Origin of the sequence: Berryella intestinalis (assembly GCF_000814825.1) — a bacterium.
GTDB classification, from domain to species: Bacteria; Actinomycetota; Coriobacteriia; order Coriobacteriales; family Eggerthellaceae; genus Berryella; species Berryella intestinalis.
This window is the reverse complement of record NZ_CP009302.1, coordinates 465,269-491,410: the sequence shown is the minus strand read 5'-3', so window position 1 is coordinate 491,410 and position 26,142 is coordinate 465,269. Positions and strand designations below refer to the sequence as shown.

23 protein-coding genes and 1 tRNA gene are annotated in these 26,142 nt (G+C 64.3%); 3 read left to right on the top strand and 21 right to left on the bottom strand.

The genetic code is table 11. The features are described 5' to 3' along the window. Positions 1 to 2 precede the first annotated feature (2 nt). Positions 3 to 563, top strand: a complete 561-nt coding sequence (locus tag JI75_RS02000; protein ID WP_039688344.1) for a hypothetical protein — start codon at positions 3 to 5, stop codon at positions 561 to 563. A 109-nt stretch (positions 564 to 672) separates the two neighbouring features. On the opposite strand, the gene ahpC is transcribed toward JI75_RS02000, so the two are convergent. The 12 genes from ahpC to JI75_RS01935 all read right to left on the bottom strand — a co-directional run bounded on the left by ahpC (position 673) and on the right by JI75_RS01935 (position 14,724). Then, positions 673 to 1,236: an alkyl hydroperoxide reductase subunit C gene (gene ahpC / locus JI75_RS01995; RefSeq protein WP_039688342.1), complete on the bottom strand. Its 564-nt coding sequence runs from the start codon at positions 1,234 to 1,236 to the stop codon at positions 673 to 675. Positions 1,237 to 1,410: 174 nt separating this feature from the next. Next, a complete protein-coding gene (locus JI75_RS01990; RefSeq protein WP_240993200.1) occupies positions 1,411 to 1,986 on the bottom strand; it encodes a hydrogenase maturation protease in 576 nt (191 codons plus the stop codon). A gap of 103 nt (positions 1,987 to 2,089) precedes the next feature. Further along, positions 2,090 to 2,782, bottom strand: a complete 693-nt coding sequence (locus JI75_RS01985; RefSeq protein ID WP_039688340.1) for a cytochrome b/b6 domain-containing protein — start codon at positions 2,780 to 2,782, stop codon at positions 2,090 to 2,092. Position 2,783: 1 nt separating this feature from the next. Continuing rightward, positions 2,784 to 4,430, bottom strand: a complete 1,647-nt coding sequence (locus tag JI75_RS01980) for a nickel-dependent hydrogenase large subunit (RefSeq protein WP_039688338.1) — start codon at positions 4,428 to 4,430, stop codon at positions 2,784 to 2,786. Between the two features lie 6 nt (positions 4,431 to 4,436). Beyond that, positions 4,437 to 5,690 carry a hydrogenase small subunit gene (locus tag JI75_RS01975; RefSeq protein WP_052241513.1) on the bottom strand — a complete coding sequence of 418 codons (1,254 nt, stop codon included), beginning with the start codon at positions 5,688 to 5,690 and terminating at the stop codon, positions 4,437 to 4,439. A 137-nt stretch (positions 5,691 to 5,827) separates the two neighbouring features. Further along, complete coding sequence (locus JI75_RS01970; RefSeq protein ID WP_039688336.1) at positions 5,828 to 6,400, bottom strand: manganese efflux pump MntP; 573 nt, start codon at positions 6,398 to 6,400, stop codon at positions 5,828 to 5,830. A gap of 30 nt (positions 6,401 to 6,430) precedes the next feature. Beyond that, positions 6,431 to 7,405, bottom strand: a complete 975-nt coding sequence (locus JI75_RS09270) for an HhH-GPD family protein (protein ID WP_052241512.1) — start codon at positions 7,403 to 7,405, stop codon at positions 6,431 to 6,433. Between the two features lie 3 nt (positions 7,406 to 7,408). Further along, a complete protein-coding gene (locus tag JI75_RS08675) occupies positions 7,409 to 9,223 on the bottom strand; it encodes a hypothetical protein (RefSeq protein WP_052241511.1) in 1,815 nt (604 codons plus the stop codon). A 136-nt stretch (positions 9,224 to 9,359) separates the two neighbouring features. Next, on the bottom strand, positions 9,360 to 10,133 hold the full coding sequence (locus tag JI75_RS01950) for an HAD family hydrolase (protein WP_240993198.1): 774 nt from the start codon (positions 10,131 to 10,133) through the stop codon (positions 9,360 to 9,362). A 50-nt stretch (positions 10,134 to 10,183) separates the two neighbouring features. After that, positions 10,184 to 12,079, bottom strand: coding sequence for an ABC transporter ATP-binding protein (locus tag JI75_RS01945; RefSeq protein ID WP_039688334.1), 1,896 nt, complete (start codon positions 12,077 to 12,079; stop codon positions 10,184 to 10,186). Further along, positions 12,076 to 14,256, bottom strand: coding sequence for an ABC transporter ATP-binding protein (locus tag JI75_RS01940; RefSeq protein WP_039688332.1), 2,181 nt, complete (start codon positions 14,254 to 14,256; stop codon positions 12,076 to 12,078). The genes JI75_RS01945 and JI75_RS01940 overlap by 4 nt, the downstream gene beginning before the upstream one ends. After that, positions 14,257 to 14,724, bottom strand: coding sequence for a MarR family winged helix-turn-helix transcriptional regulator (locus JI75_RS01935; RefSeq protein ID WP_052241510.1), 468 nt, complete (start codon positions 14,722 to 14,724; stop codon positions 14,257 to 14,259). It abuts the gene before it with no gap. 328 nt (positions 14,725 to 15,052) lie between these two features. Between JI75_RS01935 and JI75_RS01930 the strand changes: the two genes are divergently transcribed. Both JI75_RS01930 and JI75_RS01925 read left to right on the top strand, forming a co-directional pair. Continuing rightward, positions 15,053 to 15,129 (top strand) — tRNA-Asp (locus JI75_RS01930). A gap of 365 nt (positions 15,130 to 15,494) precedes the next feature. After that, entirely contained in the window at positions 15,495 to 16,325 is an 831-nt protein-coding gene (locus JI75_RS01925) for an AIM24 family protein (RefSeq protein ID WP_052241509.1), read from the top strand. A gap of 152 nt (positions 16,326 to 16,477) precedes the next feature. On the opposite strand, the gene JI75_RS01920 is transcribed toward JI75_RS01925, so the two are convergent. The 9 genes from JI75_RS01920 to mreC all read right to left on the bottom strand — a co-directional run bounded on the left by JI75_RS01920 (position 16,478) and on the right by mreC (position 26,126). Continuing rightward, positions 16,478 to 16,909, bottom strand: coding sequence for a Dps family protein (locus JI75_RS01920; protein ID WP_052241508.1), 432 nt, complete (start codon positions 16,907 to 16,909; stop codon positions 16,478 to 16,480). 11 nt (positions 16,910 to 16,920) lie between these two features. Continuing rightward, entirely contained in the window at positions 16,921 to 17,325 is a 405-nt protein-coding gene (locus tag JI75_RS01915; RefSeq protein WP_039688330.1) for a Fur family transcriptional regulator, read from the bottom strand. A gap of 211 nt (positions 17,326 to 17,536) precedes the next feature. Continuing rightward, a complete protein-coding gene (locus JI75_RS01910) occupies positions 17,537 to 18,193 on the bottom strand; it encodes a TIGR03936 family radical SAM-associated protein (RefSeq protein ID WP_240993197.1) in 657 nt (218 codons plus the stop codon). Between the two features lie 24 nt (positions 18,194 to 18,217). After that, positions 18,218 to 20,080 (bottom strand): TIGR03960 family B12-binding radical SAM protein, encoded by a 1,863-nt coding sequence (locus tag JI75_RS01905; RefSeq protein ID WP_052241735.1) that lies wholly within the window; start codon positions 20,078 to 20,080, stop codon positions 18,218 to 18,220. 18 nt (positions 20,081 to 20,098) lie between these two features. After that, positions 20,099 to 21,265, bottom strand: coding sequence for a YcjF family protein (locus JI75_RS01900; protein ID WP_039688324.1), 1,167 nt, complete (start codon positions 21,263 to 21,265; stop codon positions 20,099 to 20,101). Continuing rightward, positions 21,249 to 22,466: an FtsW/RodA/SpoVE family cell cycle protein gene (locus tag JI75_RS01895; protein WP_039688322.1), complete on the bottom strand. Its 1,218-nt coding sequence runs from the start codon at positions 22,464 to 22,466 to the stop codon at positions 21,249 to 21,251. The genes JI75_RS01900 and JI75_RS01895 overlap by 17 nt, the downstream gene beginning before the upstream one ends. Before the next feature lie 8 nt (positions 22,467 to 22,474). Further along, complete coding sequence (mrdA, locus tag JI75_RS01890; protein ID WP_039688320.1) at positions 22,475 to 24,640, bottom strand: penicillin-binding protein 2; 2,166 nt, start codon at positions 24,638 to 24,640, stop codon at positions 22,475 to 22,477. Positions 24,641 to 24,647: 7 nt separating this feature from the next. Next, positions 24,648 to 25,175 carry a rod shape-determining protein MreD gene (gene mreD / locus JI75_RS01885; RefSeq protein WP_039688318.1) on the bottom strand — a complete coding sequence of 176 codons (528 nt, stop codon included), beginning with the start codon at positions 25,173 to 25,175 and terminating at the stop codon, positions 24,648 to 24,650. Positions 25,176 to 25,214: 39 nt separating this feature from the next. Next, a complete protein-coding gene (gene mreC, locus JI75_RS01880; protein WP_039688316.1) occupies positions 25,215 to 26,126 on the bottom strand; it encodes a rod shape-determining protein MreC in 912 nt (303 codons plus the stop codon). Between the last annotated feature and the right edge of the window lie 16 nt (positions 26,127 to 26,142).

The following is a 26,142-nucleotide window of genomic DNA, read 5'->3' as shown; positions in this document are numbered from 1 at the left end:
AGATGAAGCTTTTAGCGCAGTTCCGCGATTACTTCCAACCTGCAGACGAGCGCATCGAACTCGAGCTGAACCGCACGTACGCCCGCATATTCAACGGGATGATCATGGTACTCCTCGTCTTGGGGTTCTACTGCCTGTCCTTTTCCCAACTGCTCTCGGTGCACAATATCCCTAACAGCGACGGGTTCTCGTTGCAGATGCTGATAATCACCCAGGTCATCTTCCTTCTCGTCTTTATCGCCTCCGCCGTCGCATCGAGGAAGGCCGTTGAACTGGGCACGTTCGTGAACTTGAAGATCGTGAACGAAGAGTCCTTCCCGGCTTCGTTTTCCTCGAAGTTCTCCGCCTTCTCATGCGTGCTGGTAGCCATCGTGCTGTTCCTCACCCGATCGATCGCCGAAATCCAAATCGTGCCGATCGACCAGTGCTTCTTCTACATCAACGCGATCCTTGGCGGCGGGCTGGCGGTCTTCTTGTTTCCCCTCATCTACGCGGGACTGTACCTTACCTGGAAGGAGGCCCGCGCGAAGGCAGACGAGCTGGCGCGGGAACTGGAAGACTGATCGCGCGAAAACCCCGATGCCTTTGCAGCGAAAAACGAAAAGCGCCGTCCGACGCTCTGTCGGACGGCGCTCGCGCTCGAACGAGGTCGAAGGGCGGTAGGACCTAAGCCTACAGCTTACCGACCAGGTCGATTCCCGGATGCAGGGTATCGGCGCCCGGAACCCACTTGGCAGGGCACACCTCGTCACCGTGCTTGGCGACGAACTGGCAGGCCTGGACCTTGCGCAGAAGCTCGACGGCGTTGCGGCCGATAGCCCCCTGGTTCACCTCGTAGGCGACGATGCGGCCCTCGGGGTTCACGACGAAGGTGCCGCGCTCGGCGATGCCCTCGTCCTCGATCAGCACCTCGAACATGCGCGAGAGCACGTGGGTGGGATCGGCCAGCATGGGATAGCGCAGAGATCCGATGTTCTCGGAGGCGTCATGCCATGCCTTGTGGACGAAGTGGGTGTCGGTCGAAACCGAGTAGATCTCGCAGCCGGCCTTCTGGAACTCGTCGTAGAGGCCGTTGAGGTCCTCGAGCTCGGTCGGGCACACGAAGGTGAAGTCCGCTGGATAGAAGAAGAACACGCTCCACTTTCCTTCGATGTCGGAACGGGTCACCGTGGTGAACGAGTCGTTGTGGAACGCCTGGACGGAAAAGTCCCCGACCTCTTTATTGATAAGCGACATAGAACGCTTCCTTTCGTCTCGTGCGATCCGGCAGCTGCCGAGCCGCGCCTTGAATTTCCCTTACTTTAGCTTTATGCAATTCAATTGCCTATAAGAAATTAGCTAAAGTTTACAAGGTGTAACGAAACGGCGAACGCTCCCGAGGCGCGGCGGCTCGCTGCGCATCTGCGCTCCTCACCCCTGCGAGCCCTCCCAGAACCCTTCGGGCAGAGGGCCCGTGACGCACCTTCCCGTCGCGCGGTCGACGAACGGAACGCCCAATCCCGCCAACTCGGTGGAAAGCGCCTCGAACAGGCGGGGAAGCGCGGCTCTCACCGACGGGGTCAAGCCGATCGCCATGCTGGAGGGGGAACGGTTCTCCACCTGGATCCCGAAGCACACCCCCTGCGCCCGATACCCCAGAAGAGCCGCGGTGTCGAACAGATCGGCCAAACGCAGATCGTGCAGGGACGGAAGCGCCTGCTGGATGCGCGCGAGGTCGTCCGGGGCGTACCGGAATACCGTGCCCGGCTCCTCCCCTTCCGCATCGGCCGCATCGACGGTGATCAGCACGTCGCATTCTTCGACGTAGGGCAGCATGTCGAGGGTCATGCAACCCACGTCGTACAGGCGAACCGACGGAGCGGGATCAAGGCGCTCCGCGATCATCTCGTAGAGGGCAGGCGCGGCGCCGTCGTCGTACATCAGCTTGTTCCCCACGAAGAAAACCGCCACCTTGGGCGGCTCGACGCTTTCCGGACGCTCGATCAACGCGCCTCCTTTCCGCTCCTTCAACGACGACGCCGCTGCACCTGACGGGTCAGCGGCGTCGAGAAAAAGGGGAGCCCCGCTAAAAGACTCCCCTTCGCCTTGCCTAATGATTCTCGTGGCCGAGGTTGTCCTCGCCGACGATGACGTGCTTGTCGGGGTCGTACACCAAGCCGCCGTGCTCCTTGCGGAAAAAGATCAGCTTAGTGGGCTCGAACCCTTCCACGTTGGCCAGGTACACGTGGATGAACATGAACAGGATGAACACGAACATCCCAAAGAAATGGATGATGCGCATGTTCATGGCACCGCCCACCGCCGCCGTGCCCGCCGCGAAGATGGGCAGGTTCGCCGTCGCTCCCCACAGGCACAAACCCGTGTAGAACATCGCGATGATCAGGAACGGGATCAGCAGATACGAGATCTTCTGAGGAACGCCCAGCTTGGCGGACAGCGGATGGTCCTTCTTCAGGAACAGGTAGTACTTGATCCACTCGAGCGCCTGATGGCGGTTGTCCTTCTGGGGCAGCCAGGTGAAGATGTCCTTCACAGTCTTGCGCGTACCGCCCGTGGGGGCCGACTCGATGAAGAAGGCCAGGACCACGCGAACCAGGCAGTTAACGAACAGGACGAAACCGAAGAAGATGTGCAGGCCGCGCATGTAACCCATCGTCCCGGCGACCGGGAAATGGATCAAAAAGCCCGACACCAGCAGGAAGATCATCGCAACCAGGTTGACCCAATGGGTGATGACGAACTGGATCGGATGCGCCTCACGGTAATGTGCGAGATGCGCCATGTTACTTCACCCCCCAGGGATTCGTGACCGTCGAGAAGCGCTTGCCGGTAGCCGGCTCGCTCACGTGCACCGAGCAGGACACGCACGGGTCGTAGCTGTGGACCGTGCGCAGCGCATGGATGGGCTTGTGGATATCTTCCACCGGGCACCCGATGAGCGCCTGCTCGACCGGGCCGTGCTCGCCATGCTCGTTGATGGGGGCGAGGTTCCAGGTGGTGGGGATGATGATCTGGTAGCCCTTGATCTTGCCGCCGTCGATCTTGGCGGAATGGTACAGCGCGCCGCGCGGGGCCTCCCAGAAACCCGACCCGGAACCGGTGGTGGTGGCGGGCTCTTTGAAGTACTCGGAGTCGCCGGACTTCACGGCCTCGATCAGCTCGTCGGCCCAGTCGCACATCATCTTGGCGATGTAGGTGGTCTCGATCTGGCGCACCGCGGTACGGCCGAGGGTGGACTTCAGGATCTCGAGGTCGCCCGGATGGCCCAGCGCCTCGAGCATCGCGTCCATATGCTCGACCATGTACGGGACCTTGCGCCCGTAAGCGGCCAGGGCGCGGGAAAGACTGGTGGCCTCATAGGGCTTGCCGCCATAGGCGGGCGCCTTGCACCAGGTGTAGCGATCGTTCACGTCGTACTCGGTAAACTCGGGCTCGGTGGTGAAGTCGGGAGCCTGGTAGGTGCCCGATCCCTTGTACCACGAATGGCCGACGTACTCGGTGATCATGCTCTCTTCGGGGTCGGACAGGCGGTTGTTCTCGTCGACCACGCCCGAGGGCAGGTAGCGCTCGGACATCTTCATGCTCTTGTTCTCGAAGACGCCCCAGGCCAGGTAGCGGCCGCAGCCCTTGCCGTAGCCAAGCGCGTCCAGGTAGTACGGAGCGATGGCCAGCGTGTCGGGGACCATGGTCGTGCGCACCCACTCGTAGACCTCGTGGCAAAGCGCACGCAGGTCGTCGAGCTTCTGGGCTGTGGGAACGAACGAGGTGCCGCCGGGGATGAGCGTCATGATATGGGGCATCTTGCCGCCCAGAAGCGCAGAGATCTCGGAGGACTTGGCCTGGAACTTCAGGGCCTCGAGATAGTGCGCGGTGCAGATCAGGTCGAGCTCGGGCGGCAGCTTGTAGGCCGTGCCGTCTTCGGCGTCGAACCAGTTGCCCGAGAAGATGGACAGCTGGCCGTTTTCGGCGAACGCCTGGAGGCGGGTTTTGAGCGCGGCGAAATCGCTGTTGATGCTGGTGCCGGCCTGCTGGGCGAGCGCGAGCGCGTCGGCCGGGTCGGCCTTGAGCGCATTGAGCGGGTTCACGTAGTCGAGCGCCGCGAGGTTGTAGAACCACAGGATGTTGCTGTGCAGGAACTGGGCGCCCTCGAGCAGGTTGCGGATGATGCGGGCGTTGTTCGGAATGGTGATGCCGTAGGCCTTCTCGGAAGCGATCGAGGCGGACTGGGCGTGAGAAACCGGGCAGACGCCGCAGATGCGCTGCACGATCTGAGCCGCATCGGCAGGGGTGCGGTTCTCCACGACCAGCTCGATGCCGCGGAACGAACCGGCGGTGGTCCAAGCGTTGGTCACCTTGCCGTTTTCCACTTCCATCTCAACGCGCATGTGTCCTTCGATGCGCGTAATGGGATCGATGACGGAACGAGTCATGTAAGCCTACCTCCCCTCTTCGTCGGATGCCTTGGCGGCATGCTTCTTCTCGGGCTTGAACGCCCCTTCGTACTGTCCGACGGACTTGTCGGGGTGCTTGGCGTCCCACTTGCGCACTTCCTCGAAGTCGGCGCCGCCGTCCATGCGGCCGACCGCCTTCATGCCGAAGCCGTGGACGACCAGGGCGGCCGCGACCGCGCCGGTGACGGCGAACGCGACCGCGTAGGGCTGAACCGTCCAATCGCCGATGCGCAGGTCGCGATGGCGCTCGTAGAACGGGGTGTTCACATCGACCCAGTTGTCGTGGATGTTGTTCGGATCCGCCTCGCAGCAGCCGATGCAGGGGGCGCCGGACTGGACGCACCAGCTGCGGCGGTTGTTCCACATGGTCACACCGCAGTTGGAGTTGGTCTGGGGCCCGCGGCAACCCAGCGGGTACAGGCAATAGCCCAGCTCCTCTTCCTTGGAGCCGAACTTGTACACGAACTCGCCGTTCTCGAAATGGCCGCGACGCTCGCAGTTGTCGTGAACGGTCTGGCCGAAGATACCGGAAGGCCTGTTCATCGAATCGAGCTGCAGATGATCGGAGCCCAGCATGAGCACTTCGGTGAGAACCGCCATGAGATGCTCGGGGTTCGCCGGGCAGCCGGGAACGTTGATGACGGGCTTCTCGATGCCGACCTTCTTCAGGTACGCCTGAACGCCGGTCGCGTCGGCGGCGTTGGGAGCGGCCGACATCCAGCCTCCGTTGACCGCGCAGGAGCCCAGGGCGACGACCGCTTTCGCATTCTTAGCGGCCTCCTCCAGATGATGGATGCCCGGCTCGGCGGCGACGCGAAGGGCGTTTCCCCCCCACGCCTGGACAACGGCGCCTTCGTATACAAGCAGATAGTTTCCAGCGGCGATGGTCTGCTCCTTGGCAAGCTCCAGCGACTCGCCCGCGCCCGCGGACAGAACGTCGGAGTAGTTCAGGGACAGCATCTCCAAAACGACCGTTCCCACATCGGGCGTCTCGAGCTGCGCGAACGACTCGGTGCATCCCGTGCAGGACGCGCCCTCGATCCACAGCACCGGATACAGCTTCCCTTCCTTGGAACCGATCACCGACGCCTCGACGGCCTCGGCGACTTTCGGAGCAGCCAGCTCGGACATGCCGGCGGCAACGGCCAGTGCGCCGCAGAATTTCATGAAGCTGCGTCTGCTTACCCCACGTTCAGACAGCATACCTTCGAATTCAGGCGCAATGGTGCCTTGTTCCATCTGTGCACCCCCTTTAGGTGTTTCTCGTCTTACACTAATTCTTCATTTTTCCAGCAAAAAATTTCGGACACGTTTTATGTTCGATCCCGTAACCCAATTAATGGACTAAATCCAGAATAATGTTACTGGAAATATTTCTAGTAATATCCAAGATGCTCTATCAGGGTTTTGGTGCCGATAGCCACGAGCACGGCGCCTCCCGCCAGCATGGAAGGGCGCTCCCAGCGCGATCCGAACGCATGTCCCACGGCAACGCCGACGAGCGACAGGCCGAACGTCACGCAGCCGATCAGCGCGGCGGCGGGCGCGATGTCGACCGAAAGGAACGCGAAGCCAACGCCCACGGCGAGCGCGTCGATGCTGGTCGCAACGGCCAGCGCGAGCAGCTCGCGCACGTCGAGCCTCGGATCGGCGGGGCACTCGATAGGCCCGTCGCCTCCCCGCACGGCCTCGACGATCATCTTTCCGCCGATGAACAGCAGCAAACCGAACACGATCCAGTGATCGACCGGGGCGATCGCATCGGCGAACTGGGCCCCCAGAAACCACCCCGCCACCGGCATAAGCGCCTGAAACGCCCCGAAGAACGCGGCGATCACCACCGCCTGGCCCTTATCGAGCCGCTTCATGCACAGCCCCTTGCACAGCGCGACCGCGAACGCATCCATCGACAAACCGACCGCGATGAGCAGCAACTCGACGACCCCCACGCGCACCTCCGTTCAGAACCCCGAGACCCGCTACGGTACGAGCAGCTCCCCCTGCCGTTTGAAGAACCCCTCGTCGATCAGCTGATCGACGAGAGCGCGACCACGGGCGGCATCGATCGCGTCGCGGCCCGACTCCAGTTCGAACCTCGATAGAGCCGCAAGCGCCTCCGCCTCGGAAACCCCTTCGGGCGACGCGAGGGCCAGCTTCAGGATGAAGCTGCGCTTCTGGCGGTGCGAACCCTCGAAGGCGCTCTGGCGCGCGTAATGCGAGCTGCGCCTGGACGGATTCGCCACCTGCGTCTTCAGATGCGCACCGTAGTCCAACAGCGCATAGTACCACGCGCGGGCATCTTGCGAGGGATCTCCCAAAGGCTCGAACGGAACCGCGCCCCGCGCCCCTGCGGCACCGTCGCCTTGCGAGGCGCCTGCGCCTCCTTCCCCGTCCGCGCGCACGGGCGTCTCGGGGCACGTTTGCCGCACGTAGGGTTCGAGCACCCGATCAGAGACATTCTCGCGGTCGGGAAACAGCTCGTGGAGAAACACCGTGCGCACGTTCGTCTCGATGTACACCGAGGGCAGGCGGTACGCGAACGCCATCACGCCCGCGGCCGTGGCGGGGCCGACGCCCGGAAGCGCCACCAGGCCTTCGGCCGTGCGCGGCAGGACGCCGCCCATTTCGGCGGACACGAGATCGGCCGCGCGCTTCAGCGCCAGCGCGCGGCGGTTGTAGCCCAGCCCCTGCCAGTGCTCCAGCACGTCGGACGTGGACGCCGCGGCCAAAGCGTCGACGGTGGGAAAGCTGGACAAGAAGCGTTCCCAGTACTTCGCAACGCGGGAAACCTGCGTCTGCTGAAGCATCACTTCGCTCACCATGACGGCGTACGGATCGTCCACGCAGCGCCACGGAAGATCGCGGTAGAGCTTCCGCCCCTGGTCGCACACCTTGGCAACGAACTCGTCGCGCGAAAGCGCCGTCTGGGTCCAGTCGGCCTCGCACACCGGCACGGCCTACTCCCGACCCTTCAGCAAATCGTCCAGATGGTCGAGGTCGCGGCGGAAATCGCGCAGCACCTCGGTTTCGAGCGCGCGGTACTCCTTGGAGTCCAGCGGCTGGTAGGCAGCCATCTTCTCGAAGATGTTCTGTCCGGTGACCGGCGTGTACTCGCCCGAATTCAGGCTCTGCTTGTACGCTTCCTCGATCGCCTCGCGCGCCGCCATGTACAGGTCGAAACGGGGCATGCCCTCCGAATAGCGGACGAGCGCGCTACGATCGATCCCGCGCATGGACGGATGGTCGGCGGCGATCTCGACCCAGATCTCGGTGCGTTCGGCCTGCGTCGGGTAGTCGATGTCGATGATCGACACCGGATCGAGCAGATCGTAGAAGAACGGGTCGATCTCCTCGGCCGTCGACGCCGTGGCCAAGACGTACACATCGGGGTTGTCCACCGCCGAGCGCACGAAATTCAGCGTCTCGCGCACGGCCCGCGACAGGTTGGCGGCGGAAAGCCCCGCAGGGATGTCCGCCGGATCGAAGTCGGGATCGGGCACGTTCCAAAGATCGATGTCCTCGAGCACCAAGACGCCCGGACCCTCGAACCCCGCGCGCTGCATGTTGACGCGCGGGCGGCGACCGGACTGCGTCATGACGCACAGCACGGGCAGGCCCTGGAAGTTCTCCTCCATGACCATGCGGATCATGGGGAGGTTCAGCTCGCCGAGCGTCGCCAGCATGAAGCGGTTCGCGTCCTCGCGGGCGGGAGAGCGGAACAGCAGCGTGTCGGCCACGGGCACCCGGTCGACCCCGTGCTGGCGGTTCAGCGTCTCGATAAGGTCGAGGTAGCGCCGATCGTTCTTCACGCCGATCCCGAACTGGCGCATCGCGGCGACGGCCCCATGGTATCCCGAGAGGTCGGCGTAGGTGACGGTCTCTTCCATGATGCGCATCTGCTCGCCGACGGGCATACCGGGAATCCCCAGGATACCGTCGGGCTTCTGGGAGGCGGCATCAGCAGCGGCCGGCGCGGCGGAAGCGGGCGACGGCGCGGACCCGGCGGGCGAAGCGGTTCGGGCGACGGCGCCCTCGGCCGCGCCTTCCGAACGAGCCGGGGCGGCGTCTGGCGATCCGCCCTGTGCGGACGGCTGGGCGATCCGGTCGGAGCCCTCCCCGGACGGCGAGGCACCCGACCCCGACACAGCGGGCTCGCCCAACGAGGGCTCGGCGGCTTTCGGCGCCGCGTCATCGTCGTCGGGCTCGTCGGCGCGCGCCAAGGCCGACTCGATATCGGCGGCGCTCTGATCGGCCGATCCGTCTCGTGCGCCCATGCGCTCCCGGTCGGAGGGAGCCGCGCCCTTCGCCGCGAAGGAACCCGGAGCGGACAGGTCGATCTTCTCGAACTGCATGAACGGCAAAGCTCCCCCCAGGTAATCCTGAGAGATCATCTCGGCCATGTCCTCGAGCTCTTCGCGCGAAAGGCCGAACTCCTCGAGCTTGTCCAACGCGAGGTTCTGCAGCCGATCGGCGCATTCCTGCATCTCGTCGGCCGACAGGTACGGCTCGAGCCGCTCGAAGATGTACTCGGCAAGCGAGCGCTCCTTCAGGTCGCATGCGATATCCCACGCCTCGTGCAACCCGGCGACCGCCGGCTCTCCGGGAAAGCCCCCCTTGGCCGCCTCTTCGAACGCCGTGAGGTACAGGTGCATGGAAAGAACGCGCTGGCCGTCGGCTCCGGCGGCGGCGGCGCTGGCAAGGTAGTCGGAAGCGGCGGGGCGCCTTTCCCGATCGAACGGGGCGTTTTCGGCGCCGTCATGGTTATCTAGCATGGGACCCGACCTCCTAGATCGCGGTGGGTTCTCGTATCTCTCAATTGTAATGGTAGTTTTTCCCAGATGAAATGGGAGGCTCATCTTCACTCATTGAACGAAACGTAACCTCCCCGCCACAGGGAGCTACACATCCCTACCAGTCCAAGTTTGACCAATCCTCGGCGCGCGCGGTGCGGCGCAAGGGACGGTCGGGGGTCACGGCGTGGGCGTGCTTCGCGGCGCGCAGGAGCGCACGATCGGAGTGGTGGTCGCCGAACGCGTGGAGCAGCTCCCATCCGTCCTTGCCGTACACGCGGTCGCACAGCTCGTTCAGGGCGGTGAGCTTGGCTTCCCCCTCGACGCACTCGCCGTCGACCTCGCGCGTGTACGTGCCGTCCTCGGCGATCTTCATGCGCGTCGAGGCCTGGTACTTGATGGGGTGCGACTCCATCGCCCGCAGGATGATGGGCTCGAAGGTGGCGGACACCACCACGACGTCCACCCCCTCGCTCGACAGGCGCCTCATCTCCGCGTCGGCGGCGGGACGAAAGCGCCTCTCGATCTTGCGGTCGTAGAATTCGGTGAGGAAGCGGTCCACCTCGTCGGCCGGTTTGCCCTCGAACGCCGAGAACACCAGACCGCGCACCCACGACTCGCTCTGCGGCAGCCGCAGTTTGTACGCCGTCGCCCAAAGCCCTATGCGCAGCACCACGCTGGGACGCAGCATGCCGCGCAGCGTCATGTAGCGCACCAGGATGACCGGGGAGTTCCCGTTCATGCTGGTGCCGTCGAAATCGAACACCGCAACCTGCTGCCTGCCCCGATCGGCGGGCGGGTCGCCCGCAGCCGCAACGGCGGCCTCGGGGCTCGTTGAGTCTATAGAATCGCTTACCGCAAAGGGCATGCCCAGTCCTCGTCGTTCAGCCATGCGGCCCGGGAGGCCCCGGGTCGGGCGTTTATTTGCAAACGCTAATTTTATCAGGCCGTTTCACGGAGGGCTATATCGGTGAACTGCGAATTGTAAAGGTCGGCGTAAAAACCGCCCCTCTCGATGAGCTCGTCGTGGGTTCCCTGCTCGACGACGTCCCCCTGGTCGATCACCAGGATGAGGTCGGCGTTTCTGATAGTGGACAACCGATGCGCGATGACAAACGACGTGCGGCCCTTCATAAGCTCGTCCATCGCGCTTTGGATGCGGCGCTCGGTGCGGGTGTCGACCGAGCTGGTCGCCTCGTCCAATATCAGCATGCGCCGATCGGAGACGAACGCGCGCGCGATGGTGAGCAGCTGGCGCTGGCCGGCGCTGATGTTGCTCGCATCCTCGTTGATCACGCAATCGTAGCCGCCGGGCAGCGTTTCGATGAAATGGTGCGCGAACGCCCGCTTCGCCGCAGCCTCAACCTCGGCGTCGGTCGCGTCGGGGCGCCCGTAGCGGATGTTTTCCCGCACCGTGCCGTTGAACAGCCACGCGTCTTGCAGCACCATCCCGAACAGCGAGCGCAGATCGTCCCGATCGAACGACCGGACATCGCGGCCGCCGATGCGGATGGAGCCTTCCTGCACGTCGTAGAAGCGCATGAGGAGCTTCATCATGGTCGTCTTGCCCGCGCCCGTCGGACCGACCAGCGCAACCGTCTGACCGGCCTTCACATGGGCGGTGAAATCCCTGATGACAGGGGTGCCTTCGATGTATCCGAAACGCACGTGGTCGAAATCGACCTCGGTTGCGATCCCGTCGGGCAACGACGTCGCCTCCTGGCACTCCTCTTCGGGAGCCTCCAGGAACTCGAACACGCGCTCGGCCGCCGCGGCGGTCTGCTGCAGCATGTTGCCCACCTGCGCAAGGGAGGTTATGGGCTGGGTGAAGTTCCTCACGTACTGCACGAACGCCTGGATGTCTCCCACCGTGACAACGCCGCGCGCAGCGAAGACGGCGCCCAAAATCACCACGGCCACGTACGCCAGGTTGCTGGTCAGGTCGAGCAAAGGGCGCATGAGGCCCGAAAGGAACTGGGATTTCCACGCCGACTCGTACAGGCGCTCGTTGATCTCGTCGAACGAGCGTATAACCTGGTCTTCCGCTCCGAACGCTTTCACCACCGCATGGCCCGAGAACGTCTCCTCGATCTGACCGTCGATGCGTCCCAGCGATTCCTGCTGAGCGAAGAAGTACTTCTGGGACCACTTCACCACCAGGCGCACCAGCAGCATCGAAATCGGAAGTACCAGAAGGACGCACAGCGCCATGACCGGGTTTATGGACAGCATCATGGCCAGCACGCCCACGATCATCACCAGCGAGCGCACCGCCTCGGACAGGCTTTGGTTCAGGCTCTGGCCCAGCGTGTCGACGTCGTTGGTGATGCGCGAGAGCACGTCGCCCACCGACGAGGACTCGAAGTACCCCACCGGCAGGCGATCGATCTTCTGAGCGATCTCCTTGCGCAGGTTGAACGACGTTTTCTGGGCGACGAACGACAGCACCCACCCCTGCGCGAACGAGCAGGCCGCCGCGAACAGGTACAGGGCCAGCGTCTGAAGCAGCACCGTCGATATCCGGTCGAAGTCGATGGAGCCGGTGCCCGCGAGCTTCGCCATGACGCCCTCGAACAGCAGCGTGGTCGCCGTGGACATGACCTTGGGACCCACGATGGCGAACACGGTCGATCCGACGGCGAATACCAGGGCGAGGACGAGGGCGGACTTGTAGCGGCCGATGAACCGCAGCAGCTTCGCCACCGACCCCTTCACGTCGTGCTTCTCCCCTGTCGGGATCATGTTGCGCATCGGGCCGGTGAAGCGGGGACTTTGCCGACGGGCGGCCTCTTTCCGCTCGTTCATCTCGCGCTCAAGCCTATCGTCGCGCTCGCTCATGCCGCATCGCCCCCTTCCAGCTCTTCTGCGGACAGCTGCGACAGAGCTATCTCGCGATACTGGTCGCACGTCTTCAAAAGCTCGTCGTGGGTTCCCTGCCCCACCACGCGCCCCTCGTCCAGCACGACGATCTTGTCGGCGCCCATCACCGTGGCGACGCGCTGCGCGACCATCAGCACCGTCTTTCCACACATCTCCTCGGCAAGGGCGCGCCTCAGCGCCGCATCCGTCCGGTAATCGAGCGCCGAGAAGCTGTCGTCGAACAGCAGCGCGCGGGCGTCCGAGGCCAGGGCCCGGGCGATCGCCAAGCGCTGGCGCTGACCTCCCGACACGTTGGTTCCCCCTTGGGAAACCGACGCATTGGCGCCCTCTTCGCGATCCTCCACGAACTGGGAAGCTTGGGCGCAGCGCAGCGCCCGGTCGAGCCGCTGCTCGTCTTCCGGAGAAAGGGCGCCTTCGTCGAGGCCGTCGGCCGAAACCAGCACGTTTGACGCGATCGTCCCCGAGAACAGGAAGGCTTTCTGGGGGACGTAGCCCAGCTGGCGCCGCAAATCGGCCTGGGCGACCTCGCGCACGTCGATGCCGTCCACCCTGACAGCCCCCTCCGAAACGTCGTAGAAGCGCTCGACCAGCTTGATAACCGTCGACTTGCCCGACCCCGTCGAGCCGATGATGGCCGTGGTCTTGCCCGCCTCGGCCGTGAAGCTCACGTCGTCCAAGACGCATTCCTGGGAATCCGCGTAGCGAAACGTCACGCCGTCGAAGGCGATCTCGGCGCCTTCGGTCGAAGGGAACGCGTGCTTAGAGGCCACGGTCGGATCCTGGATCGAGCAGGGTGCCGACAGCACCTCGTCGATGCGCTTGGCCGACACGTCGGCGCGGGGAATGACCACGCCCAGCATGCCCAGCATGAGAAATCCCATGATGATGACCATGGAATAGCTGATGAGCGCGATAAGGTCGCCCGGCTGCATGGTTCCCGAGTCCACAGCGGACGACCCCGTCCAAACGATCAGCACCGACACCGCGTTCATGACCAGCATCATAAGCGGCATCATGAGCGACATGACCCGGCTGGTGAACAGCTGGGTCCTCATGAGCCGTTCGCTGGCATCCTCGAAGCGGCGCTGCTCCCGCGCCTGCTGGCCGAACGCGCGTACCACCTGCAATCCCGTGATCAGCTCGCGCGACACCAGGTTCACGCCGTCCACCAGCTTCTGCATCCGCTTGAACTTGGGCATGGCCGCGGCCATGAGCGCCGCGACGATGACCAGCACCGTAGCGATCGCAAGCACGATGATCCAGCTGAGCGAGGCGTTCGTCCGCGCCACCATCACGATGCCCCCGATGGCGAGGATGGGGGCGTACAGGGCCATGCGCAGGGCCATGACGGTCATGACCTGGATCTGCTGGATGTCGTTGGTTCCGCGGGTGATGAGCGACGCCACCGAGAACGACTGCACCTCCGCATCCGAGAAGCGCACCACGTGGCCGAACAGCTGCGAGCGCAGCCGACGGCCGATGCGTGCGCCGACGCGCGAGGCGATGAGGCTGATGAGCATGGCGATGACCCCCGACGCGGCGACGAATCCCAGCATGGACATCCCCGTGCGCAGAAGGTACGAGAACCGCAGCTCGTCCAGATCGACGCCCGCGGCGGCAAGCTCGCTTCCCGCGCACTGGATCGCCCGCTGGGAAAGGATGCCGTCGGAAAGCGGCATCTGCGCCTTCACCTCTTCGACGAGACCGGCCGCCTGCTGCTTTGAAAGCTCGCCGGAAGCCGCGCGCTCCAAAAGCCCCGCGATCGCCGCGCCCTCGGACGAGGAATCCCGGGCGGCGTAGACGGCCACCAGCGGGAACTCCATCGCAGCGTCGAGATCGGCGCGTTCGTCCGCAGACACGTCGCGCAAGCGGTACGTCCCGTCATCTTGCGGAAGGTAGGCGCTGCGCAGCGCCGCCTCGTCGGTAGGATCGAGCAGGGAAGCGACGCCCTCGAACGTAGGGGCGGTCATGGCCTGGGGAGAGGCATGCTCGACCCCCGATTGCTGCAAACCCACATCGACCAGGTCGGACGTGTAGCGCGGCAGAGACAGATCGCAGAACGCCTGCCCTATCATCAAAACGAAGACGAGCGCGACCGCGACGCCCTCGCCTTTCAAGTAGCGAAGGACCGCCATCTAACCGCGCGCCTTCCTGAACTCCAACATGCGGCGCATGATGCGCATGAAGTCTTCCAGATCCTCTTCTCCCAGGAAATCAAGGAGATCGCTCCAGTAATCCGAGCGCAGGCGCGCGGCCTCGGCGGCCACCTCGGCGCCGCGGTCGGTGAGCCTGACCACCACGCTGCGGAAATCCTCGTTCGCACGCTCGCGCGTGATGAGGCCCTTGCCCTCCAGCGACCTCAGCGTTTGCGACAACGCGCTGGGCGTGGTGTGCCCCGCCTTGGTGAGCTCGCTGGGCCGAACCGCGCCGCACCGCTCCTGCAGCATCGCGATCGAGGCGATGATGTGGGATTCCGTGGGCGTCACCCCGTCAGGCACCGGCATGCCGGCTCCCTTGCGGTGGATCTCCTGCATCACCGCCGATATCTCGCGTTTGAAATCGGCATACCGATCGTCGTCGGAAGCCGAACCGAAATGGCACATCGCGCCTTCCCTCTCTTCCCGCCGCACGGACGCGCGGCGACTCGCCCGTCATCCCGCTCGGCAAAGCGTTTTAGAAGCATGAATAGTTTAGCTGCTAAAAACTTTATGAAGATGTCGGCACGGTTGCAGAATTCCCCCGATTGACCGAAAGGCCCCGCACCCGAGAAGGGCGCCAGACGCAAAAGCGGGTCGGCGGGCATCGGAACAGGCGGATGACGCGGCCGATGCGCCAAGCGATCCGGCATTTCCCAAGAAACCCACTTTTCTAAAAATTTCTCTTGCACAGCGAGGGACAGTCCTCTAGAATATCCTTCGCTGTCACAGCAATGGGGAGTTAGCTCAGTTGGTTAGAGCGCCGGCCTGTCACGTCGGAGGTCGCGGGTTCAAGTCCCGTACTTCCCGCCATTGAATCCAGAAAGCCGCCTTCGGGCGGCTTTTTCGTTTCCCAGCTCGAAACCAAGCACGATGTGCAGAACTTTTCTACCCTGTATATGCACGATATGCAGAACTTTGCTACCCCGCATACGCACGATGTGCAGAACTTCAGAACCCGTGCAAACCAAGCGACCGTAGATGAAATGCCCGGATTCGAAAACGGAGGCCCCTCGATCGAGACTCCATCGAGGGCCCTCGTTAAACATGAAGCAGCCCAAAGCCCTCGATCTTCAACAGATTTCGTCATCAAGTGAAAACCGCGCTGCGCCCAACCGCTGCATAACCGATAATGGAACCGTCAGCAAAAGCGACGTCACCACCAGTTAGGAGACCGCATGTACAAAATCGGCAACTTCCTCCAAAACGACGATGTCAACATCCTCGTCCAGAAGGGAGCCTTCAGCGTCATCGAATGGAAGCGCGACCTCTCGGTCGACCAGTTCACCGCCCAAAGCGCCTGGTTCGCCTCCGAGATGAACGTGCGGCGCAGGCAGGTTATGTGCAGCCTCGATACCGCACCGGTCACCATCCAAGCCGGCGCGATGCAGTGGTCGGTTGGAAACGTCCAGGCCACGACCGGCGTGAAGAGCGTTGGCGACTTCCTCGGCAAGGCGGTGCGCGGCGCGGTCACCAAAGAAAGCGCCATCAAGCCCGAATACACCGGCTCGGGCATGCTGGTGCTGGAGCCCACCTACAAGTACATCCTCCTCGTAGACGTGGCCGAATGGGGCGGCGGGATCATCTTGGACGACGGGCTGTTCCTGGCTTGCCATTCGTCGCTCAAGCACCAGGCCGTTGCGCGCAGCAACTTCTCGTCGGCCATCGCCGGCGGCGAGGGCCTGTTCAACCTGTCCCTCTCCGGATCGGGCGTCGTCGCCCTCGAGTCCCCCTGCCCGCAAGAAGAGCTGATCGAGGTCACGCTCGACAACGACGTGATGAAGATCGACGGCAACATGGCGCTCGCCTGGAGCCCGTCGCTGCAGTTCACCGTCGAGCGCTCCAGCAAATCCCTCATCGGATCGGCAGCTTCCGGCGAGGGCCTGGTGAACGTGTACCGCGGCTCCGGCAAGGTCCTCATGGCTCCCACCATCTACGGGACGAAGGTGCCGGCAGTGGCGTCGGGAGCGGGATCGGGCGGGTTGGGGTCGCTCGCCGACTTCCTGTAGGAACCGCACAAAGGCGGGCCACTCCGCCGCGATCAGCCCGCTGCAAAGACGGCCCTTCGCGCACCGCCTGCGTTGCGGGGCCGCAAACGGCAAGGGGGACGATGCATCCACGCATCGTCCCCCTGCTCGTATTCGGAACTGGAAACCGAACCCTAGCGCTGCGACTGGGAGATCATCCAGATGTTCTTGGAAAGCGAGGCGATCAGCTCGTCAAGCGCCGCGGAGACAAGGTAGTTGTCTTCCTCGTCGGCAAGCTTCTTGGCATCTTTCACGTCGGCCAGGATAAGCTCGTAGTCACCCTTCACCACTTCGAACATCTGGGAAGCTCCCAGGTACTCGTCCTCGCGCTCCTGAACATGGGAGGCCTCGAGGTACTTCTTCATGGAAGCGAAGGGCTTGCCCCCGTTCATGAGGATAAGCTCGGCGATCTCGTCGACCGCTTCGTTCGCCTGGTCGTACAGGGTCTCGAGCGTCGCATGCGCCTGGAAGAAGCCGTGGCCGCTCACGTACCAGTGAAGGTTCTGGAGCTTGCGATGGTTGACGGCGTAGTCGGAAAGAAGCACGTTGAGTTTCTGATTCAGCATGATGGTTCCTCTCATTCTTGGGCAAAGCCCACATCGTCCTTACGGGCCCGGCACGCTTCGCATATCCCGAAAAACGAAACCGAATAGGCTTCGAGCGTGCCTGGAAGCGAGGGCTCCACTCCTGCGGCGAAGAGGGGTCCCGACGGTATCTCGACGTCGAACAGCCGACCGCAGCGCGTGCACCGATAATGCTGGTGCTCGTCGATGCGACGGTCGAACCTGGTGGGTCCGCTGCCGACATCCACCGCAGAGATCATCCCCGCTTCGCACAGTTGGATGAGATTTCGGTACACCGTCCCCAAACTGATCTGCGGAAGGCTCGTACGCACACCCTCGTAGACCTCGCTTGCGGTGGGGTGCGAGCAGCTCTCCTGAACGAAATCGAGGATCGCGGCCCGCTGCTTGCTGTACCTCATCTTCCTGCTTCCTAACTAGTAATAGTTACTGATATTGTTATAGCGTTTCATTGCACGCAATGCAATAGCGGCACGGCAACGTTGCCGTGCCGTTGCCCGCGCACTCCGAAGAAACCCCCGCCGTGCTTTGCGAGCCGCCGTTTCCTCCAACAGAAAAAGCGGCCCGCTGCTCGACGGGGGTTTCCGTACCGCAGTCTGAGGTTGCGCGTCCTTACGCGGATCGCTGGCCGATGCGCGTCACCGACACGATGCGAAGCGGATCCTCGACCGGCGAGGCGCCCTCGTTCATCCTGTCGAGGCACGCCCTGAGAAGCGCATCGGGGCGCAGGCTCCCGCTCGGCTTCGCCTCGAGCGAGAACTCCCACCGATCGGACTTTTGCGGGCATGCGGAACCGGGGCCCCCTTCCCCGACAGGAGAGAACCCCGACACAAGGAAGTCCGCAACGACCAGCACTTTCTCTTTGCGCTTCCGCACAACCGAGATGCTCTCGGGAACCTCGATGCGCGCGACGGGACGGGACAGCACCGCCTCGTACGTGCTGATGGGAAACGCCACGCTGGCGGCTTTCTCCCCAGGTCGAATATAGGCGCAGCTCTGCACCATAAGATCGGGCGGGCAGCTCGCCCGAAGGGCTTCAAGCGCCTTTTCAGGGGCAACGTAGTCGGTGAGCTGCACGTCGAATATCTCGCAGACGCTTCCCACTCCTACCGGCAGCGCCGCTCCGAACGCGACCTTCATATGCGGCGAGAAACCCTGACTGACCGCGTAGGGAAGGCCCGCACGGCGGATCGTCCGCTCGATGGTGCGCGCCACCTCCAGATGGGACAGCATGGCCAAACGACCGCGCTCTATGTATGTAGCGCGCAATATGAATCTCTGAGCAGCTTCCATCTACCTCACCGCCGCCAAAACGTTGTCGAATCCAAGGCTCGGGCACACGCCGCACGCCGAGCAGCGGTCGAACGTGCAGTCGGGCGTGGTCCTCTCGCCATCGGCCAGCTTGCGCTCGCGCACCAGCCAGCGCCTGCTCGCACCGGTCGAGATGTGCTCCCAGGGCAAAACGTAATCGAGCGGATAGGCGGTTTGCGCCACAGCGTCCACATCGAAGTCCAGCGCTTCTGCGGCGTCGCGCCACGCCTGCTCGTTGAAGCATTCGGTCCATGCGTCGAAGCGCGCGCCGCGGCGCCACGCCTCCTCGATCAGAGCCGCCGCTTCGCGCCCGCTGCGACTGGTGACCGCCTCGACGAAGCTGGTCTTCGGATCGTGCCAATGCACGTCGATCGCGCGGTAATGCACGCTGTTGCGCAGCAGGTTGACGCGGCGGATCGCCTCTTCGGGCGGAATCTGGCCATCCCACTGAAACGGCGTCTGCGCCTTCGGGACGAACAGCGCCACCGAAGCGCTGATCTTGATCGAGCCCTTCTGGTCGGCCGGAACCGCCTTCACCGCGCGGTCGTAGGAGCGCTGCAGCAAGCTGGCGATCCCCTTCACGTCCTCGTCGGTTTCGGTGGGAAGGCCGATCATGAAGTACAGCTTGCAGCGGCGCCACCCCGCCGCGAACGCGGCGTCGATCGCCCCGAACAGATCCTCTTCGGTCACGTTCTTGTTGATGACGTCGCGCATGCGCTGGGTGCCCGCTTCGGGGGCGAACGTGAGACCGCCCTTCTTGCGGCCGGCCACCAAAGCGGCCATATCGACGCCGAACGAATCGAGGCGCTGGGACGGCACCGAGATGCGCACGCCCTCCCCTTCGGTCGCCCGGTTCAGGCGCTCCAGGATCTCGCCGATCTGGGAGTGGTCGGTCGAAGAGAGCGACGTGAGGCTGACCTCGTCGTACCCGGTCTCCCTCAGCCCCGTCAGGACCGACTCCACGATGTTGTCGGCCGTGCGCTCCCTCACCGGCCTGTACATCATGCCCGCCTGGCAGAACCGGCAGCCGCGCGCGCACCCGCGCAGGACCTCGACGTTCAAGCGGTCGTGAACGGCCTCGGCGAAGGGCACGACACAGGGCTCCCACCCCGAGCTTTCGGAGAACCCCTCGAATATCTGCTTCTCGATCACCACGGGGACGCCCTCGACCACAGGCTCGATCCAAGCACCGTGCTCGCGCGCGTAGTCGGCGTCGCGCCAGCGGTAGAACGACGGAACGTACCAGCCCGGAACCTTCGCCAACTCGACCAGGGCCTCAAAGCGGCTCGCGCCCGACGCGCGCATGCGGCGGATGACCTCCAGGCCGTTCGGCAGCATCTCCTCGCCCTCTCCGATGTTCAGCGCATCGAAAAACGGGGCGTAGGGTTCGGGGTTGAACGCGCAGGGCCCTCCCGCGATGACGAAGGGATCGGATTCGCCGCGTTCGTCGGTATGCAGGGGGATGCCGCCCAGATCGAGCGCTTCGAGGATGTTGGTGGCGGCCAGCTCGTGGGGCAGCGTGATGCCCACCACGTCGAATTCGTGCAGCGCAGCGCAGCTCTCGATGGAAAACAGCGGCAAACCCGCCTGCCGCAGGGCGTCGCACATATCGGGTGCGGGAAGGAACCCCCGCTCGGCAGCCATGCCCTCCCGCGCGTTCACCACGTTCACGAGGATGCGCAGAGCCTGATTGGGCTGGCCGAGCTCGTAGGTATCGGGGTACAGCAGGCAGAAGTGGAAGTCGGCGTCGGCCTTGCGCACCGCGCCCCACTCGTGATCGATGTAGCGCGAGGGACGCTCGGCGGCCTCGACAAGCGGGCGCACCTTATCCCACAGATCAGTCAGTTCAGCCATATGATGGTTCTACGCCTCTCGTTCGTTTCGCTTCGCCAGCGCGCGGGCGGCCCTCGATCCCACCGAGCGCACGCCGCCGGCTGCCTTCGAAGCCGCGCCGAGCGCCCCGTGGGCGACGTTGGCCAGACCCGACAGGCTCTTACCTCCCTCGAAGTACCCGATGACCGCACGGCCCATGGCGACAGTTCCCGTGAAGCCGATGGTTCCGCGTACGGCGAAGCCGGCCACCGGGATCAATCCCCCCACCTCGCGCGCGACGGTTCTGAACGCGAAGCCTCCGCCGACGATGGCGGCGATCTCCTTCAGGCGCTCGGGGCTCATCGGCTCCCCGTAGGCGGCAGCGATCTCGAGCACCATCTTGATCTGGTTGAACGTCATCAACGGCATATCGGCGCCCGGGATTATGTCCAGCGCGCCGATTCCGGCGTTTTGCATGGCGGCGGAATTCACCGCATCGAGGGCCAAAGGACGGCGAACGAACGGAAACGCCAGCGAGAACGCCAGGCGCTTGTCGGGGCATGCCCCGATGATCCATTGACCCATGCGCTCGCCCAGGGCGACGCGGTGCTCCTCGTCGAGCGCGTAGGGCTCGAGCGACTCGTCGAACTCCGAAGGACCCGCCGCCTTCGACGCCGCCGCAGACGCCCCCCAATCACCCGCGGCGCGCACTGCCTTGCCGGCGACCTTCGGCACGTTCGGCACCTGCTCGGCCACGTTGGCGATAGCCCCCGCGGCCGCCCCCACCGCTCCGACAGCTGCGCTGGCCAGGCCCGATGCGCCCGCAGGTTTCGCGGGGCACACCACGTCGAGCGCCGGAATGGGAAAGCCTGCGGCCTCGGCCATCTGAGAGACCAGCGCCGGAAACGTCGATACCACCATAGCCGGAACGCCCACCGCGCGCAGGGATGCGGCGAGTTTTCCCGTGCTCGGAGAGAACCCCGCGATCAGCACCGCCGCGTCATCGGTGGGCTTGATCGACGGCAGGGCCCCGCCATACAGCGCGACCGAGAGGTCCACGTTGGGAGTGACGGCCCCGAATGCGCTGCGCGCGAAGGTAGACAGGTCCTCTGGAACCGAATCGTCCAGGTAGACGGTTACGTTAAGCGGGGTCTGACGAGCCTCGTCGATCGAACGGGCCTCGAGAAGAACCGCCGAGATGTCAACGGGTAGCCGCATAGCCGGCCCTCCTTGCGTTCTGTTTGTTGTGGGCCCACACCGACCCCACGAACCCCAGCATAGCGAAATTCACGACCATGAACGACGAGCCGTAGCTCACAAACGGCAGCGGGATTCCGGTAATGGGCATCAATCCGCAGGTCATACCGATATTCTCAAGAATCTGGAACAACCACATCCCCACAACGCTCATAACGATGAGCACGCCGAACACGTCCCCAGCGCGCGTCGCGATGTAAAAGCAGCTCGCCAGCAAGCCGATGTACAGGACCAAAAGCAGCATCGCCCCGGCAAATCCGAACTCTTCGGCCAGCACGCAGAAGATGAAGTCGGTGGGAGCCTCGGGAAGGATGCCCAGGCCATGCTGCGACCCTTGCATATAGCCCTGACCGAACAGCCCTCCCGATCCGATGGCGATCATGGCCTGGTTGAGGTTGTAGCCCTCTTCGGAAAGGTTGGTCGACCCCTGGTTCATGAACACCAAAAGCCGGTTGCGCTGGTACTGCTTGAGCAGCTTGTAGTCCCCCGTCGCGTTCTTGATCACCTCGTCGACCGAGAACACCAGGGCGACCAGCGCGATGCCCACCAAAAGGCTCGCGATGAGGAACCGGCGGTTCGCCCCTCCCGCAACGAGCGCAGTGGCCCCGATGAACAGGTACACCAAGCCCGTGCCCAGGTCGGGCTGGGTCATGATGCACGCGAACGGCACGAGCATCAGCCCGACGGTCCTCAGGTACTCGCGCACGTCGTTCAAAGCGCCCTGGTACTTCGCCATGACGGCGGCATCGAACAGGATCACCGTGATCTTGGCGAACTCGCCGGGCTGCACCTGCATCCCGATGTTGATCCACGACGTCGCGCCCATGGTGTTCACGCCGATGACGGGCAGATGAGGCGACAGGATGAGCACCACGTTGATGATGAGGAAGATGTTCTGGTACCCGGCAAGGCGCGTGTAGTCGAAGTGCCACACGACCGCCATCACCACAAGGCCCACGGCAACACCGCCCAGCTGGCGGGAGAAGCTGTAGTCGGCATCCGCACTGACCGCCGAGAACACGACGACGAGCCCGTAGGCCACCAGCGCGGAAAACGCCAGGACGAACGGCCAGAAGATCGGGCGGCGCCTCTTGGACGCCGAAGCGTCGTGCGCCCCGCGATCGGGGACGCGCACGGTGCTGATCTGGTTAATCGACGGCATATCCCCTCCTAGTCGGTTCGTCCGGACGAAGATGACACGTAGGCGACCGACTCGCCGCTCGAAGCTGCGACGGCCCCCACCTCTTTGAGCTCGCCCGCATCGGCGGCCAGCGCCGCAGCGAGCGCCTTGGCTCCGATGGGACCGGCAGACGTCGATCCGCCACCGCCCTGCTCGATCATGACGGCCACCACGTATTTCGGGTCGTCGTAGGGAGCATAGCAGGCGAACCAGCCGAAGTCCTCGGTGTCGGTCATCTCGGCGGTACCGGTTTTGCAGGCGACGTCCCAGGGGTCCATGCCGACGTCCCTGAAGGACTTGGCCAGCGCCGAGTTCGATCCGGCGACGCCGTTCAGCGCGTCGCGCAGGATGGCGTAGTTCTTCTCATCGACGTCCGGAACGTCGATGATCTGGGGCTCGAAGGTCACGGCCGCCACGTTGTCCCCGTTGCGCACCTCTTTGAGCACATGGGGCCTCATGAGGTTGCCCGTGGCTATGGCGCCGTACGCCACGGCCACCTGAATCGGCGTCACCAGCACGTCGCCCTGGCCGATGACGGTGTTGGTCATGTCGCCTCCGCGCCACACGCCCTCGGTGGGAACATCGGCCCAGTACGACTGCTTCCACTCGGGAGTAGGGATGCGGCCCGCCTCCTCGGATGCGAGATCGATCCCCGTAAGCTGGCCGAAACGGAATTTCGCGGGCTCTTCCTGCATGGCGGTGTCCGACAGCGTGCCTCCCTGGCTCTTGCCCGCGTAGTAGAAGTTGTACGCGATGTCGTAGAACACCACGTCGCACGACTGGACGATGCCGCCTTTGAAATCCAGGCTGCCATGGCCCGTCTTCAGCCAGCATTTCTGGGGGCTCCCGGTGTTGAACCCGTCCCACGAGCCCGTGCAGGTCCAGTACTTCGAGGTGTCGGCGAACCCGTAGCGCAGCGCCGCCAGGCCCGTGAACGACTTGAACGTCGAGGCCGCCGCGTACGTTCCCGAAATGGTGCGGTTCAGCAGCGGGTAGTACGAGGACTTCGACGAGTACAGATCCCATATATCCTGCGAGATGCCGCCGATGAAGGTCTCCGGGGAATACGTGGGGTAGCTCGACATGGCCACGATCGAGCCGTCGGTCACGTCCATGACCACGCAGGCCCCGGCCACGCCCTTGCCCGTTCCGATGACGCCCTTGGGGGCGATGAGCTCGGCGAGCTCCTTGTCCACCACGTACTGGACCGGAGCCTTGATGGTGAGGTACAGGTCGCTTCCGCGCGTCGGCTGCGTCTCGGCCACCACGCGTACCACGTTCCCGTCGGCATCCGCCACGACGCGGCGACGGCCGTGCTCGCCCGAAAGGATCTCGTCATAGGTGTACTCGACGCCGCTTTTGCCCACCTCGTCGCCCAGTTCGATGTCGCGGTTCGCCGGAACGGACTTCAGGTCGGCGTCGGACACGGCCCCCGTGTAGCCCAGCACGTGGGCCGCGAGGGCCCCGTACGGATAGCTGCGGATCGTGCGGTTCTGGATGTTGACGCCCGGAAACGCATCGGAATGCTCGGCGATGAAGGCGACGTTTCTAAGCGACGCGTCGCTTGCGATGACGCGCTGGCTCTGCGCGCCCGACGAAGTGTCCTGCAAGCGGGACCTCACCACGTTGTAGGGAATGCCCAGCACCGCCGACAAGCGCAGGACCACATCGTGGTCGGACAGCACGTCGGCATCGGCCAGAACGGTGAGCGACGAGCGGTTCTTCACCAGGGCCACCCCGTCGGCATCGTAGATGTATCCGCGCGGAGCGGGGGTGGACACGTCGGTGTACTTGTTCTCGTTGGCCTGCTTCTGATACGACGAGGCCTGGAGGATCTGCATGCCGAACAGCTTGGCGCCCAAAGTGGCGAACACGCCCGCGGCGAATACGCCGATCGCGGCGAAACGCGCGTTCAGGGGAGCCGACGCGCGGCCGTCGGGACTGGAAGACGTCTTAACGTGCGTGTCGGGAAGGCCGTCGGTCGACGAGGACGCCGACGCGACGTCCAGGGTGTCGATGGAGCTGATCGAGGCCCGCCCGCGCTTCACATGCACAGACGACGAGGTGCGCAGCCTCTCGCGCAGCGCGAAGAACGCCACCGCGACCAGGGCGGCGACGATCAGCGTGAGGATGGCGACGACGATGGCGACCAGCATTCAGGGGCTACCTCACATTCGAGACGTTGGTGGGGACAGCCGCCGTCTGGCGCGGAGCGAACCGATGCATGACCAGATACGTCGCCGCTCCCAGGAAAAACTCGTACACGGCGCAGGGTACCACCACGTGGACCAGCGCATCGCCCAAAGAGGCGCTCACCCCTCCGGCCAGCATGAACAGCGCATGGATAAGCTCGATGGCAAGCACGCCGCCTCCCAGCAGAACCAGCGGGACGAGGATCGCGTCGTTGTCCAGGGCCTCGAACAGGCGGGCGACGACGATCGAGATAAGCAGCAGGGAGAAGGCCATGGACCCCACCGGCGCTCCCGACGCGAGATCGAACGCGAGCCCCAACGCGAACGGCATGACCGGGCCGAGGCGGTGCGGGCGCACCAGCGCGTAGGCCATGACGAACACGATGGCGAAATTCGGAACGGCGCCGCCGATGGACAGCGCGGGGGCCGCCAGCAGCTGAAGCAGCAGGGCCGCAAGCGCGCCCGCGAAGCCGAGCATGTTGCCGTTGGAGACGTTCATGCAGTATCGAAACCCTTCTCGCGCAAAGCGCGCATCGACCTAGGAGGCAGACGGGGTGGCGCCCGCAGACGAGGAGGACCCGCCGGCCGAGCGGCTGGACGCGTCGGTTGCGGCGCTGCCCTGCCCGGTCACGACGAACATCTCTTCCATAGCGCTCACCTTGGCGTTCTGAGAAACGATGATGGTGCCGGTCGCGTTGGCCGACGACGCATCGACGCTCACCACGGACCCCACCAGAAGACCGCTCACATAGCTTCCGCCCAAGCCCGACGTGATGACCACATCGCCCACCGACGGCAGGCTCCCCTCGTCGATATCCTCCAAGCGAAGCAGCCCGTCCAGCGACCCGCGGACGATGCCGTGCGCACGGCTGGACTGGATCATGACGGCGGCGCCCGAATTCGCGTCCGTCAGCAGGCGGACCGAAGCCGTGCCCTGGCTGACGCTGGAAACCTGGCCGATGACGCCCGAAGCGCCCATGACCGCCATGCCGGTGGACACCCCGTCTTCCGCGCCGACGTTGATGACGAGCGACTGGTTCCACGCATCGGAGCTGCGTCCGATGACCTTGGCGCCCAGGCCCTCGAGGCCCGTGGACTCCTTCATGTTCAGCAGCCCCTCGAGGCGCTGAGCCTCCTGGCGCGACTCCTCAGCATCGGAAACCAGCTGGCGCAGCTCGGCGTTTTGGGCCCGCAGCTGGCTGAGCGTCCCCTCGGACGCCGTCGCGTCCGAAAGCGCGGTCGATGCGGCGTCGGCGGCGCCGTCGATGCCCGCACCCACCTGCGACACGGGAGCGGCTCCGCCCCGAACGCCCGCCTGCAGCGCGTGCAAAGCGCCCTCGTCGCCCTCGCGCAAATAGACGATCGCCAGCACGAGCGAGACGACGAGCAGGATGATCGCAAGGATGCGCCTGATGAAAGGCGATGCGCTCTGTTGGAAGTTCAGCGACATACCGATCCTGCGCAGG

Coding starts and splice junctions, on each gene's coding strand:
- JI75_RS02000 (WP_039688344.1), top strand. CDS start 3: ATGAAGCTTTTAGCGCAGTTCCGCGATTACTTCCAACCTGCAGACGAG.
- ahpC (WP_039688342.1), bottom strand. CDS start 1,236: ATGTCGCTTATCAATAAAGAGGTCGGGGACTTTTCCGTCCAGGCGTTC.
- JI75_RS01985 (WP_039688340.1), bottom strand. CDS start 2,782: ATGGCGCATCTCGCACATTACCGTGAGGCGCATCCGATCCAGTTCGTC.
- JI75_RS01980 (WP_039688338.1), bottom strand. CDS start 4,430: ATGACTCGTTCCGTCATCGATCCCATTACGCGCATCGAAGGACACATG.
- JI75_RS01975 (WP_052241513.1), bottom strand. CDS start 5,690: ATGGAACAAGGCACCATTGCGCCTGAATTCGAAGGTATGCTGTCTGAA.
- JI75_RS08675 (WP_052241511.1), bottom strand. CDS start 9,223: ATGCTAGATAACCATGACGGCGCCGAAAACGCCCCGTTCGATCGGGAA.
- JI75_RS01950 (WP_240993198.1), bottom strand. CDS start 10,133: ATGGCTGAACGACGAGGACTGGGCATGCCCTTTGCGGTAAGCGATTCT.
- JI75_RS01945 (WP_039688334.1), bottom strand. CDS start 12,079: ATGAGCGAGCGCGACGATAGGCTTGAGCGCGAGATGAACGAGCGGAAA.
- JI75_RS01940 (WP_039688332.1), bottom strand. CDS start 14,256: ATGGCGGTCCTTCGCTACTTGAAAGGCGAGGGCGTCGCGGTCGCGCTC.
- JI75_RS01935 (WP_052241510.1), bottom strand. CDS start 14,724: ATGTGCCATTTCGGTTCGGCTTCCGACGACGATCGGTATGCCGATTTC.
- JI75_RS01925 (WP_052241509.1), top strand. CDS start 15,495: ATGTACAAAATCGGCAACTTCCTCCAAAACGACGATGTCAACATCCTC.
- JI75_RS01920 (WP_052241508.1), bottom strand. CDS start 16,909: ATGCTGAATCAGAAACTCAACGTGCTTCTTTCCGACTACGCCGTCAAC.
- JI75_RS01915 (WP_039688330.1), bottom strand. CDS start 17,325: ATGAGGTACAGCAAGCAGCGGGCCGCGATCCTCGATTTCGTTCAGGAG.
- JI75_RS01900 (WP_039688324.1), bottom strand. CDS start 21,265: ATGCGGCTACCCGTTGACATCTCGGCGGTTCTTCTCGAGGCCCGTTCG.
- JI75_RS01895 (WP_039688322.1), bottom strand. CDS start 22,466: ATGCCGTCGATTAACCAGATCAGCACCGTGCGCGTCCCCGATCGCGGG.
- mrdA (WP_039688320.1), bottom strand. CDS start 24,640: ATGCTGGTCGCCATCGTCGTCGCCATCCTCACGCTGATCGTCGCCGCC.
- mreD (WP_039688318.1), bottom strand. CDS start 25,175: ATGAACGTCTCCAACGGCAACATGCTCGGCTTCGCGGGCGCGCTTGCG.
- mreC (WP_039688316.1), bottom strand. CDS start 26,126: ATGTCGCTGAACTTCCAACAGAGCGCATCGCCTTTCATCAGGCGCATC.